The 13,101-nt window shown below is 72.2% G+C and carries 7 protein-coding genes; 6 read left to right on the plus strand and 1 reads right to left on the minus strand.

What is annotated here, in order from left to right; genetic code table 11:
* Positions 1–160: 160 nt before the first annotated feature.
* The gene (locus ACIRQY_RS32205; RefSeq protein ID WP_403931507.1) at positions 161–607 is read right to left on the minus strand and encodes a hypothetical protein; all 447 of its coding nucleotides are present in this window, start codon (positions 605–607) and stop codon (positions 161–163) included.
* A 1,223-nt stretch (positions 608–1,830) separates the two neighbouring features.
* Between ACIRQY_RS32205 and ACIRQY_RS32210 the strand changes: the two genes are divergently transcribed.
* The 6 genes from ACIRQY_RS32210 (at position 1,831) to ACIRQY_RS32235 (ending at position 13,019) form a co-directional block, all read left to right on the plus strand.
* Positions 1,831–3,255 (plus strand): hypothetical protein, encoded by a 1,425-nt coding sequence (locus tag ACIRQY_RS32210; protein ID WP_403931509.1) that lies wholly within the window; start codon positions 1,831–1,833, stop codon positions 3,253–3,255.
* Between the two features lie 811 nt (positions 3,256–4,066).
* A complete protein-coding gene (locus ACIRQY_RS32215; protein ID WP_403931512.1) occupies positions 4,067–6,661 on the plus strand; it encodes an aldehyde dehydrogenase family protein in 2,595 nt (864 codons plus the stop codon).
* Positions 6,658–8,355 carry a thiamine pyrophosphate-binding protein gene (locus ACIRQY_RS32220; RefSeq protein WP_403931515.1) on the plus strand — a complete coding sequence of 566 codons (1,698 nt, stop codon included), beginning with the start codon at positions 6,658–6,660 and terminating at the stop codon, positions 8,353–8,355. The genes ACIRQY_RS32215 and ACIRQY_RS32220 overlap by 4 nt, the downstream gene beginning before the upstream one ends.
* On the plus strand, positions 8,352–9,629 hold the full coding sequence (locus tag ACIRQY_RS32225) for a beta-ketoacyl-[acyl-carrier-protein] synthase family protein (protein ID WP_403931518.1): 1,278 nt from the start codon (positions 8,352–8,354) through the stop codon (positions 9,627–9,629). The genes ACIRQY_RS32220 and ACIRQY_RS32225 overlap by 4 nt, the downstream gene beginning before the upstream one ends.
* A gap of 10 nt (positions 9,630–9,639) precedes the next feature.
* On the plus strand, positions 9,640–11,775 hold the full coding sequence (locus ACIRQY_RS32230) for a condensation domain-containing protein (protein WP_403931521.1): 2,136 nt from the start codon (positions 9,640–9,642) through the stop codon (positions 11,773–11,775).
* Positions 11,772–13,019: an aminotransferase class I/II-fold pyridoxal phosphate-dependent enzyme gene (locus ACIRQY_RS32235; RefSeq protein WP_403931525.1), complete on the plus strand. Its 1,248-nt coding sequence runs from the start codon at positions 11,772–11,774 to the stop codon at positions 13,017–13,019. Before ACIRQY_RS32230 ends, ACIRQY_RS32235 begins: the two co-directional genes overlap by 4 nt.
* The last annotated feature ends 82 nt before the right edge of the window (positions 13,020–13,101 follow it).

Here is a 13,101-nt window from a genome sequence, read left to right on the forward strand (position 1 = left end):
CCACCGGTCGAGGGCTCTCGCTCCGGCTCTCTCCCGAGCGGCGCCCTCCTCTGCTCGCGGATCCCGCCGTCGCTCCACCGCAGAGCCGTTGACCGACGTGTTCAGTGACCTCGGCCGTGGATCGCCCTCGCTGTCGGAAACCGCTGCGGGCCGAGCCCGATCAAGGGCGTTCGGGTCGTGTGGCCCCGGCCGGAGTGGTGGCTCGTGCGGTGAGGTCAGGTGGCTGGGGCGCGGGGTGGGGCCGCTCGGTGGACAGGACGGCGAAGACCCTTCGCCATGCGTCGCAGGACTCGGTGCCGCAGCTGACGACACCTTCGACGGAGGAGAGCTGGGCGAGGATCCGGTCGTCGGGCTCGGCGCCGTTGTGGCTGAGGACGGCGACGAGGAGCCGTCGGTCCTGGTCGGCGAGGTGGACGCTGATCCGCTTGCCGTCGTCGCGGACCGCCTCGGCGACCAGGAGACGTACGGCTTCCTCCAGCGACTCGCCGACGGGGTACGGGTAGCCCCACGCCCGCACGGTCGCCTCCACCTGCCGGGAGGCCTTCCCGGCCGTCCACCGGTTCGTCTCGAACGGCCAGGCAGCGGCACGCCGGTTCCTCACGACCATGCCGGGGCGCCGGGCCTCGGCCCGGGCCTGACCCGGGCCGGGCGGCGGAACGCTCTTGGTGACGGGCTTGGTCCTCGGCTCCGGCCGGGGTGCTTCGACGGGCTTCTTCTGCGGAGGAGGGGTTTTGGGAGGGTGGCTCGGTGGGACTTTCGGTCCCTTGCTCTCCATCGGATCGTTCACCGGTGCCCCTCACGCTCGACCAGCCGTTCCTACCCGTCGTGACACCGGTTCATCGCCCGTACGGGGGGAGAACTCACGTCCCCTCGCGGCCGACCCGGTGGTGCGTGACGGCACATGTCAGAACGAGGCGGGTGAACCGACCGCGCTTGACGGCTCCCTCCGGGATCTCGCCGACGGCACGCGGTCGGGTGCGGACCGGCGACCCGGCTCCGACCGGGCCCGTCCTCCGGGGCGCGGGGCCTCCCGCCGTCCCGGTGTCCGCCGCTGATGTCCTCGACGCTGCCCCTTGCCGAAGGCCGGTCGGCGCCTGCCGGACGGAGCCGACCCGAGCCCGCCCGAAGTCTCCTGCCGGGGCTTCACGTCCCGGACGACACAGCCGCACCCGGAGCCGTCGTCGGCATCGTCGTACGGGCCGTCCTCATGGAACCGGTTCAACGAGACCGCCTGGTCGTGCTGCTCGGTGAGCAGTTCCGCGACGGCCAGCATGGTCTCGTGCCGTCCGCCGGTACGAGGGCCGAGCCCGGCGCCGCGTGCAGGGCGCGCACGGCACCGGGGGCGTTGTGCTCCACCAGGGCGTGGGCCTGGTCCGCCGCCAGCCGCAGCGTCAGCAGGACGTCACCGAGGTTCTCCGGGGGTCCGGGCCCGGCCGGGGCGGGCACCCGGGTCTCGCCGCGCTCGGCGATCCGCCCGACCGGCCTCCACCAGGGTTTCGGCCGTGTGCTGGAGCTGGACGAAGAGCGCGGTGGCCCCGGCGGTGGCGCGGGCCGAGCCGGGGAACCGGCCGGGCATCAAGGGCAGGCGGAGCACCCGGGACCGGACTCCGATGGCGTTCTCGTACGGCACTGTCCTGATCGCCGGTCCCGACCGGACCCGTGCCGCGATCTCCCATCCGCTTAAAAGCCTTGACGCCACATAGGCGCAGTTCAGAGACTCGGATTTCTGGTTGACCCAGATTCCGGTACGGGTGATAGTTGCGCTCGCGGCCGCGTTCCGTCCGGCCTGCTGTACCAGGGTGGGGACTCTTGAACGACAACAGTGACGCTGTGCGTGATGACGTGCGAGGGCGGGTCGACACGCTTGTCGCCGCCGGTCGGGTGGCCGAGGCGCGGAGCGTCGCGCGGGACGCGCTGGATGCGGACGGGCCTGACGCCGGTCTCTTCCTCGCGCTCGCCCGCGCGCATATGTCCGAGGACGACGATGACCACGACGACGAGGCGGAGCAGGTGTTCCGTGAGGGGCTGGACTCCTTTCCGGACGACGTGGGTCTGCTCGGTGGGTACGCGGAGCTCTGTGTCCGCACCGATGCGCTGGACCGGCCGGGGCGGCATGCGCGGGGCCCCGCGCTGCTCGCGCGGCTGCGCGAAGTGGCCCCGTACGCGCCGGAGGTGCGGCGCGCCGAGGCCGCGGGCAGCTCGGTGTCCACGCACACCAGGAGCGGTGCCTCGGCGCGGCGGGTGCAGTCGTTCGACGCGGCCCGTGCCTTCGCCGGGGCGGCCACCCCGCAGGCCGCCGCCGCTCAGTGCGCGCGGTGGGCCGACTCGGCGCCGAGCGATCCGCGGCTCGCTGTCCTCGCCGAGACGACCGGGGCCCTCGCCGCCCCCGGCCGGACCGGGTCGCGCCTGCTGCTGCGCCGGGGCCTCGAATACCGATTCGCCGTCAGTGCGGCGGTCGCCGTGCTGGTGGCCTTGCGGATCACCGTCGCTCCAGCGGTGCCGTACGGCGTGCCGATCGCGTTGGGGCTGCTGGCGGGACTGCCGCTCCTCCGGCTCCGCAGTCGGCTGCGGGCCGCCCGCGAGCGGGCCGACGCCCGGCTGGCCACAGCCGTACCGGACGGCGAGGCCGTCGCCGGGTCTGACGCGTTCGGACCGCCGGAGCTGCCGCCCGTACCCCGGGCCACTCCGCGCGAGTACGTCTTCGCCGGTGGCGGGCTCGCGCTCCTGGTGATGGTCGGCGGCGCGGCGTACGCCTCTTCGCTCGCGTATCCCCGCTACGACATCGTCACCCACGAGTCCTACCTGGGCCTTGAAGGCCATGTCCTCCGGGAGGAGTACGGCCCGTTCACCGCCATTCCCGACGACAAGCGGGGGCAGTCGACCGTGCAGGTGTACGTCCCCGAGGGGGCCGCCCCGGACACCCCGGCCGAGTATCTGGTGGCTGTGACGACCGGTGACTTCCACGAGATGCGCGAGTCCTACCTGGGCGACGGGACCGATCTCATGGGCGTGGACACGCAAGGGGCCGGAAGCATCCACGACATCTGGCGGGCCGAGGGCGGTCCGCACGGCAGCTGGATGCGCTGCCTGCGCTACACCGAGACCGCCAGCGGCACGCTCCGCGGGATGTGCCTGTGGGCAGACAAGGGCAGCCTCGGCATGGTCCTGTTCACCGCCGAGGACAAGAACCGCGCCGCGATCGAGGAGACGGCACGGGCCGTCGGCGCCGACTTCCTCCAGCCCACGGAGGACTGACGGAAGACTGACCGGAGGCCGTGCGTGCGTGGTGCGTGCGTGGTGCGTGCGTGGTGCGTGCGTGCGTGGAGCTGGAACGCCATGCCCGGCACCCCGGCGAGCATCACCCCTATCCGTCTCGACCCGTGCCCGTCTCGGTTCGCCGGGGACCGGTCGGGCGGTGTCGGACTCCATGGCGGTCGGCTGACCGCAGGTGGCGGGGACACGCCATCGGGTGGTGGTGACGGGTTCCATGGCGGTGCCATCCGATCCGGCCGGAAAGGTGCGGTGGGGCGCGAGGTTCTCGAACGAGATGTCGACGCGACCCGCGGCGGCGGGGAGACCTTCGGGGCATTCGGTCCGGATTCTCCTTCGATCACCCCTTGCCCCTGTCGGCCTCACCGCGTTGTGCGGCAATGGCCGAACGCGTGAATACCGAACAAGCTGTTGAGCATTCGTCGCTGTGATTGATGGAGCTCGATATTCCCCTTCGACCGGGAGTGACGCCTGTTTGCACACCGGCATCAGGCGCCTCACCGATCGACCGGCCAGAAATGGCCATTCTCGGGATATCCCATCCGTCACTGCGGGCCCACTCTTCTCCTATGCGTCGCACCGGGCACTTACCGTGCTCGACACCGATTTTCAGGCGTGCGATAGTCATTTTCGGACGCGTCTCGTTGAACAACGGCAGACGTTGTCACTGGGTTTTGGGTCTGCGGACACACGCATCCGAGAATCTGGGCGAACCCTTGATCTTAAGGAGCACGAGTTGCTCGTTTCCAGGCGTTTGATCTCGCCCGAGGGGCGCATCTGGGAGACAGATGAAATCATGGCCCGTGTATTCGGCGCCATCGAAATCTTCGCACGCCGTGGTATCGAGCCCGGTTCACGGGTGATGATGAGCGGGTCGAATTCTCCGGAATGGGTCGTCGCTCTGCTCGCCCTCGTCCACCTCGACGCCTCGGTGGTCCTGACCGATCACCGGGCCACCCCGGCACAACGCTCGCAGATCCGTTCCCAGGCGCGCGTGGTCTTCGAGATCGGTGACGGTGCGGACGGCGACGCGGCCCCCCGTACCGCCTGGAACACGGCAGCCGTCCCCGATGTCGCGAGGTGGGCGCGGCGCCAGGACGCGGCGATCTCCTGGTCGTCGGGGACGACGGGGAGACCCAAGGGCATCGTCCGCTCGGGCCGCTCGATCCTGGACAACCTGACGCTCAGCGCGGACCGCATGGGATACCGGCCCGACGACGTCTTCCTGCCCGTCCTGCCGTACTCCCATCAGTACGGTCTGTCGCTCGTCCTCTGCTGGTGGCTGGGCGGCGGCACACTCGTGGTCTACGGGCCCGCGACCCGCCTGGACCGCGCCCTGGAGATCGGTGTGGACCACGGTCTGTCCATCGTCGACGGGGCCCCGCCGACCTACTACAGCCTCCTGAACCTGCTCGACCGCCGCCCTTCCCTCGCCACCGCGGTGGCGGGCGTACGGGCCTGGTGCGTGGGCGGCGCGCCACTGGGGCGCAGCCTGCGCGACCGGTTCCACGCCCGTACGGGCCGGCATCTGCTCGACGGGTACGGGGCCACTGAGACGGGGAACATCGCGCTGGCGCCCCCCGCCGATCCCGTGGGGTGCGGCACGCCGCTGCCCGGTGTGGTGGTCGAGGTCCACGACGAGCACGGAAGGCCGCTTCCCCCCGGTCGGCTGGGCGAACTCGTCGTACGCGGCGACGGCCTGATGACCGGCCGCCTCTCGGACGACGGGGAGGTCGTTCCGGTGACGGGTCCCGTCCACCGCACCGGCGACATCGGTCTGCTCGACGACGCCGGACGGGTCTTCCCGGTGGGGCGGAAGCGTGCCGTGCACCGGGACGGTCACACCCTCTACCCCGACCACCTCGCCGAGCGGGCCGAGTCGACCGGTGCGCGGACGGAGGTCGTCGCCGTCCCCGACGCGCGTGTCGGGTCTCGTCTCGTGTTCGTGATCGCGGACCCGGACGGGCATGAGCCCGGCCACTGGAAGCGGCTGCTGCGCCCTGTGCTGGCCCGCTACGAGCAGCCCGATCACATCGTCGTGCTTCCCGAACTGCCGCACACGAACACGGGGAAGCCGCACCAGGCCCTGCTGGAGAAGATCGCCATGACCTCGCTGTCCGCGTCGCGCAGGACGACCACCGATGTCACGTCCGGCCCGCCCGCCGGCGCCACCGGCCTCCACCCCTTCTTCGCCGAACGGGTGGAGGCCCTGCGCGCGGTGCGGCGGTACGTGGCGGACCATGAGGAGGCGGTGCTGGGCGTTCTCACCGAGATCTCGCCCCATCGCACCGCCAGTGCGGAGGTCCGTTCGTTCCTCACGACCCTCGACGGAGCGGAGGAGGAGATCCGCCGCGCCCGGCCGGGATTCGTCCCCCGGACGGCGGTCTTCATGCCCTCCAACATTCCGCTCTATTCCTACGCGCTGTACATCCTGGTGGCGTCTCTCTACAGCGACGCCATCACCTTCCGGCCGTCTTCCGAGATCAGCAGTCAGATCCAGCGCCTGCACGAAATGCTGGCACCGGTCCATGGATTACCCGTCACGCTTTCCGAACTGAGTCAGCGAAAGTTCGTGACCGGTCCCGTACGCGAAGCGGACCTCATCGTCTTCACCGGAAACTACGTCAATGCCGAGACCGTCAGGGAAGGCCTGGCGGAGGACCAGCTCTTCCTCTTCTTCGGCAACGGCATCAACCCCTTCGTACTGGCACCCGACGCCGACCTCACGCGCGCTGTGCGCGATGTCATGCGCATCCGGCTCTACAATTCTGGCCAGGACTGCTTCGGTCCCGATGTGGTGTTCGTACCGAAGGGCCGCACCGAGGAATTCGTCGACCTCCTGTCCGCCGAACTCGCCTCGCTCCGCTTCGGCCAGAACGGTGATCCTGTCGCCGACTACGGTCCGATCTTCTACGACTCCGCCCTGGTGAACTGCTCGGACTACCTGGTGCGCCATGCGCGCCGCATCCGGCACGGCGGGCGCATCGACCTGCCGTCCCGCAGTGTCGAACCGACCGTGCTGCTCTGGGGCTTCGACGAGAAGATCCCCCTCCAGGAGATGTTCGCCCCGGTGTTCAACGTCGTGTCCTACCCCAGTGCCCGGCTGCTGCGCGAACGCCTGTCCAGCCCCTACTTCAACGAACGCGCGCTGGGGGCGATGGTGTACGGGAACGACCCGGAGACGGTGAACGTCCTGTCCAGACGTCACCGGACCTGCGTCAACCACACCCTGCTCGACGCCGAGGACGGCAACCGTCCGTTCGGCGGGTTCGGGCTGCGGGCCAACTACCTCTCCTACGGCGGCGAGCGCCGCGCCGAGCCCCTGCTCATGTCCCTGGCCGTGGCACAGAACCTCCCGACGGCCGCCCCTGACACGGAGGACGAGACATGACGCGGACGACCGAGCGGTACGCCGACGCGTGGTGCGCCGTCGTCGACCTGCTGGTGGCGAACGGCGTGGACACCTGCTTCGGGCTGCCCGGCGACGACCTGGAGCTGCTGCGCGCCCTCGACGCCGCCGGACTGGACCTCGTGCCGTGCCGTGACCAGCGGAACGCGATGTACATGGCGACCGGCTACGCGCTGCAGTCGGGGCGGCTCGCCGTATGCCTCCTGGGCAAGGGCCCCGCCGTCACCCACGCGGCCACGGGGCTGCTGGAGGCGAGGGAGTCCGGCGCGCCCGTACTCGTGCTCGCCGCGGGTGCGCCCGAGCGGCGGCGGGGCAGCGGCGGATTCCAGGAACTCGACCAGGTCGCCGTCGTCGCGCCCCTCGTGCGGTGGGCGTACCGGATCGGGCATCCGGACCGGGTCGTCCCCGCGACGGTGACGGCGCTGACGCGAGCCGTCGGGCCGCCGTCGGGGCCCGTGTATCTGGAGGTGCCCGACGACGTCCGTACGGCGGAGGTGCTCGTCACGGGCCCCCTGCCGACACCCCCCGAGACGCTGACGCCGGAGTCCGCTCCCGTGCGTCGGGGACCCGCGTTCGCGGCGATCCGCGCGAGCCGACGGCCGGTGGTGCTGGTGGGCGGCGGGATGCGGCACCGCAACGGCGGCGGCGCGGTCGAGCGTTTCGCCGAGCGGCTGGGCGCGGCACTCCTCACCACCGCGTCCGGGCGGGGTGCCGTCGACGAGCGGCATCCGCTGTTCTGCGGCGTGGCGGGCCTCTACGCCTCGGCCCCCGCCCGGGAACTGCTGTCCTCCTGCGATCTGGTGGTCTCGCTCGCCGGACGGCTGGAGGAGACGGTCGTCGAGGGCGGCACGCCATGGCCCTCGGTCACGGTGGTGCAGGTCAACGTGGACGCGGCCGGGCTGTCCTCGGAGTTCTCCGGCCCTCGGGTGCTCGGGGACGCCCGGCACGCCGTGCTCGGCTGGTCGCAGGCGCTGGACGAGGACGGCGGGGCCGGACGCACGGAGGCGCCGGAGGTGTGGGCGGACAGGATCGCCGCCGCCCGCGAGGCCATGTCGCTCCAGGCGGAGGCGGAGCTGGCCCGTGCGGCGACGCTGCCGGGGATCCGTATCGCGGAGCTGCTGGCCGTGCTCGACGCCACCGCCGCCGAGCCCGGTGTGCTGGTCCAGGAGAACGGGCTGCAGGACATGTGGTCGTACGGCTTCCCCTTCCACGTCGGCGGCGGGTCGATCGTGCCGTCGGAGCAGACTCCCCTGGGCTTCGGGGCGGCGGCGGCCATCGGGGTCAAGCGGGCCGCCCCCGACCACCAGGTCACCGCGTTCGTCGGGGACGGCGCGTTCCTCTCCGCGCGCGCGGACATCGCCGTCACCGCCACGGCCCACGGCGGGGTGCTGTACGTGGTGCTGTGCAACGGTGGCTTCGGCTGGCTGGACGCCCAGCGTGCCCGTCTCGGTCTCGACGCCGACCGCTATCCCTTCGCCCGTCCGGGGGCGCCGCCTCCCGCGGTGGACGGCCCGGACATCCACTGCCGTGTGCTGCGCGACAAGGCCACGCTCACCGAGGAGGTCCTCGCCGCGCGGCGGTTCTGCTCCCGGGGAGGCACCGCGGTGCTCATGGTCCCCGTCGCCCCCGACGACATCCTCCCCGCCCTCCGTGACGCCGCGGTGGTTCCGCAATGACGGACGCGAGCGGGGGAGACGGTGCCGGACGGGCCAGGACGCGCCGCCGGGTGGTGGTCACCGGGTACGGGGCGGTGACGCCGCTCGGCCACAGCGCGGGCGAGACCTGGGCGGCGATGCTGGCCGGACGCAGCGGCATCGACACCGTGGAGGGGATGGACGTGACCGGCCTCGGCGTCCGGATCGGCGGGCAGGTCCGCGGCTTCGTACCGGGCGACCACATGCCGCCGGCGGTCAGCCGCCGCGCCGACCCGTACGCGCGGTTCGCCCTGGCGGCGGCGCTGGAGGCCTGCGAGCACGCCCGCCTCGTCGTCGACGCCCGGCTTGCCCCGAGGGTCGCGGTGATCATCGGCAGTGGTTACGGCCCGGTGGGGTCCATCTACCGCGCCGCGAACACGCTCCGCGACAAGGGGCCGCGGTCCATCAGCCCCTTCACCCAGGTCACCACGGCCATGGACAGCGCCGCCTGCGAGATCAGCATGCGCCTCGGCATCCAGGGCCCCAGCCGCGCCCAGAGCACGGCGTGCGCCAGCGGCGCGGACGCGGTGGGCGCGGGGATGCGCATGATCGGCGGCGGGGAGGCCGACATCGTCCTCGTGGGAGGCGCCGACGCCTGTGTCACCACCGTCGACCTCGCGGGCAGCGGCAACGCCCGCGCGCTGTCCCGGCGCAATGACGATCCGGCCGGGGCGTGCCGCCCGTTCGACGCGCACCGCGACGGGTTCGTGATGAGCGAGGGGGCCGCCGTGCTGGTCCTGGAGGCCGCCGGGGTCGCCGAGAGACGGGGTGCGACGGCCCTGGCCGAACTCGCTGGCTACGGCGCGAGTTCCGACGCCCATCACTGGACCGCCCCGCATCCGGAGGGCCGTGGCGCGTGCCTCGCGGTCGAGGCGGCGCTGCGCGACGCCGGGATCACGGGAGCCGACGTGGACTATGTGAACGCCCACGGCACCGGGACGCTCCTGAACGACACCATGGAGACGGCCGTCCTGCGCAGGGTGCTGGGTGAGCGAGTCACCCGTATCCCCGTCAGCTCCACCAAGTCGATGACCGGGCACATGATCGGCGCCGCCGGGGCGGTCGAGCTGGTGGCCTCGATCCTGGCCCTCCGCACAGGTGACGTGCCGCCGACCATCAACTGTGACGAGCCGATCGACCCGGACATCAACTTCGTGCCGCACCGGGCGCAGCACCACGAGGGCCTGCGGATCGCGCTCAGCAACTCCTTCGGTTTCGGCGGCCACAACGCCGCTCTCGTGGTCCGAGCGGTATGAGGTCCCGGCCATGAACCACCTTCCGGAGACGCCCCCGAGCCCCACCACCGTCGTCCGTGGCGGGCCCCTGACCTGGATCCAGCAGTGGCACTGGTTCGAGCGCGGCATTCCCTCGCCCCGGCGGGTGAACCCGACGCCGCTCGCCGACCACTGCCGTGTCCCGCCCCCGGCGACCGTCGCCGACGTCCACCGGGCGCTCGCGGACCTCACCGCCCGTCACGAGGCGCTGCGCACGACCGTGGACCCGCTCCGTACCCTTCAGCACGTCCACCGCGCGGACTGGTCCCCACTGCCGGTCGACCACGTCGAGGTCCCGTCGGCCGACGCCGCCACGCTGGAGGCCGCCACCGCGGCGCTGGCCCGCTGCCCGATCGATCCCGAGCGGAACCCTCCCTGGCTCGCCCGGGTGGTCCTTGAGGCGGGGAAGCCACGTGCGGTCCTGGTGGCCGTCCACCACGTGGTGATCGACGGCTGGGGGCTGGCCGTGCTGCTCGACCGACTGCATGGTCTGCTCCGCGGCGACAGCGCACCGGCGGGGCCCCTCACGCATCCGCTCGACGCCGTCGGCGCCCAGTCGCCGGTACGTGCCCGCGCGGCGGAGCACGAGTGGCTGACGCGGCTCGCGGGCAATCCGACCGGTGTGCTGGCTCCCTTCGGCGGGACCGAGGGCGGCGGCGGGCGCCATCGCCTCCAGTACCGCTCGGTGGGCGCGTACGACGACCTCGGTCGTGTCGCCCGGCGTCATCGGGCCAGCCGGGAGGTCGTGATGCTCGCGGCGCTGGCCCACGACGTCGCCGCCCGCACGGGCGAACACCGGTTCCTCGCGTCGGTGGTGGTGTCCAACCGGGCTCGGGTCGCGCTGCGGAACAGCGTGGACGTCCGGGCCCTGACGGTCCCGGTGCAGATCGATCTCCGCTCGGGCGCGGCGTTCGGCGAGGTGGTCGCCTCGGTGGCCGCCGCCTCCGCCGCCGCCTACCGGTACGGCGAGTGGCGGCCCTCGGAACTGGTCGCCGCCCAGGCGCGCGCGGATCGCCGCCGAGGCGCCGTGAGCGTCCCCACCCTTGAGTACAACTGCTACTCCTGGCCCCGTGACTACCTGGTCCCCGCGCGGAACGCCCCGCCGGGCGGGTCCACCGGCTGGATGCGCAGCACGCCCGACGCGCCCTGCGACACGCTCTACGTCGACCTCGCTCTCGACGCCGGGGTCCTCACCCTCGATGTCACCGTCGGGGACCATCTGCTCGACGCGGAGCAGACGGCGGCCCTGCCGGTCCGTCTCCGCGGCTTCCTGCGCGCCGTCGCCGACGGGGCCGAGTGCCCGGTTCCGGCCCGCTCGCTCACGCCGCCCGCCTCCGGGTGGTGGCGGGCGGCGCGGGGATGGGTGTGCCTTGCCGCGGTCGAGGAGGTGCTGCGCGGTCATCCCGGAGTGCTCGACGCGACGGTGACGCCCGGCGGGGACAGCGAAGGGGAGGGCCCTGAAGGGAAAGACCTCGAAGGGAGGGGCGGCGAAGTGAAGGCGGGGGAAGGGACGGACGCGGAAAGGTCGGACGCGGAAAGGTCGGACGCGGAAAGGACGGACGCGGAGCGGAAGGCCGGGGAGCGGAAAGCCGGGGAAGGGAAGGACAGGGCGCGGGAGGGCGGCGAGCGGCAGCTCGTCGCACGTGTCCGCGTCGCCCCTGGTGTCACCGTCGGCGACCTGCACCAGCATGTCCTGGACCGTCTCGACGAGGTACCCGGTGTCATGGCCCCGGGCCGCTACCTCCTGTCCCCCGAGGGTCCCGCGTCGGGCCGCCCGCCCGGTCGGACCCGCCCCAGCCGCGCGGACTCTCCGCGGGTCCCGGCCCGCCCGCCCGCGACGGACGCCGAACGGGCTCTGGCCGCCGCCGTGGCCGCCGTCATACCCGGCCGCCGGACGCCCGGCCCTGCCGACAGCCCCGGCCCCGGCCCTGTGGACATGAACCGTTGTCTCGCCGAACACGGGGTCACCCTCGTCGGTGTCCCCCGCCTGCTGGCGCTTCTCCGCCAGCGGGGCTTCACCGGGATCGCGTCGGACGAACTGACCGGAACGGCCTCACTCGGCCACCTCGCCACAGCTCTGGAGCCCCTGCCGCTCCGCTCCCCTCGTGCAGGAGGAACCCCACCATGACCGCGTCCCGCATCCCCGCACGGTCCACCGACCGCCTGGCCCCGTGGGCCTTCGCCTCGTTCGTCGAGGCGAACACCCACGACACGGCGTACCGCCCGCCGGTGGTGGACGGTCCCGTCGGCCCCACCATCGTCCGCGGCGACCGCGAGCTGGTGAACTTCGCCAGCATCAGCTTCCTCGACCTGGAGCGCCACCTGCCGGTACGCCAGCACTTCGCCGAAGGGGCGCTGGCCCACGGCCTGAGCACCAGCGGTTCCAGGATGACCCAGGGCATCTGCCGCCCGCACCAGATCCTTGAGGAGACGATCGCCCGCCACACCGGCAAGGAAAGGGCCATCACCTTCGCCACGGGCCTCCTGGCGAACATCGGGTTCGTCCATGCCATGAGCAGTTCCGCGCACTTCGACGCCGGGATCGAGGTGCGCAACCACGACACCGTCTTCGTCGTGGACCGTGACGTCCACTGGAGCATCTGGAAGGGCCTCGAAGGGCTCGCCTACGGCCGTAACGTCCATGCGTTCCGGCACAACGACGTCTCCGACCTGGCCCGTGTCCTGAACCGGGTGCACGCCCGCAAGACCGTGGTGATCGCCGAGAGCATCTACTCCGCCGACGGCACCATGGGGCCCATCGTGGAGATCCTCGACGCGTGCGAGCGGCACGGCGCCGTCAGCATGATCGACGACGCGAACGGCTTCATGGTCTACGGACCGGAGAACCGCCCGTACGCCAGGGAGGCGGCCGCGATCCGGGAGCGGGCCGACTTCGTGATGGTGTCCCTGTCGAAGGCCATCGGTCTGGAGGGCGGCGCGCTCGCCGGGCCCGCGGCGGCCGTCGACGCCTTCGAACTGCTCTCCGGCACCTCGATGTTCACCGCGGCCATCCAGCCGCCGACCGCCTACACCGCCGAGCGCACGATCGGCGTCCTCGCCGACAGCCCGGGGATCGTCGACGACTATCTCGCCCATGCCGCCCGCTTCCGCCGGCAGATGCACGAGGCCGGTACGCCGACGACCCCGACCGATTCGTACATGCTCTCGGTACCGATCGGAAGTGACGCCGCCGCCCTGCAGATGCGGGAGTGGTTCGTCGAGGACGGCTATCTCGTCCCCGTCTTCTCCTACCCGGCCGTCACCCGCAACCAGGCGCTGCTGCGCCTGTTCCCGCACGCGGGTCACACGGAGGAGCAGATGGACGGCTTGCTGCGCACCCTCCACACCTACCGTCGCCGCCTCGGACTCTGACGCCCGCCGCCCGGCAGCGGCACCGCCCGACCGCCGACGGGCGCGACCGTGCGCACCGGCCCGCCGAACCCGGTGCGGGCCC

Source organism: Streptomyces sp. NPDC101490, assembly GCF_044767145.1.
Lineage (GTDB): Bacteria > Actinomycetota > Actinomycetes > Streptomycetales > Streptomycetaceae > Streptomyces.

What these genes read in the sequence shown, in the direction of transcription:
- ACIRQY_RS32230 (WP_403931521.1), top strand. Translation starts at nt 9,640, where the DNA reads ATGAACCACCTTCCGGAGACGCCCCCGAGCCCCACCACCGTCGTCCGT.
- ACIRQY_RS32220 (WP_403931515.1), top strand. Translation starts at nt 6,658, where the DNA reads ATGACGCGGACGACCGAGCGGTACGCCGACGCGTGGTGCGCCGTCGTC.
- ACIRQY_RS32205 (WP_403931507.1), bottom strand. Translation starts at nt 607, where the DNA reads ATGGTCGTGAGGAACCGGCGTGCCGCTGCCTGGCCGTTCGAGACGAAC.
- ACIRQY_RS32235 (WP_403931525.1), top strand. Translation starts at nt 11,772, where the DNA reads ATGACCGCGTCCCGCATCCCCGCACGGTCCACCGACCGCCTGGCCCCG.
- ACIRQY_RS32215 (WP_403931512.1), top strand. Translation starts at nt 4,067, where the DNA reads ATGGCCCGTGTATTCGGCGCCATCGAAATCTTCGCACGCCGTGGTATC.
- ACIRQY_RS32225 (WP_403931518.1), top strand. Translation starts at nt 8,352, where the DNA reads ATGACGGACGCGAGCGGGGGAGACGGTGCCGGACGGGCCAGGACGCGC.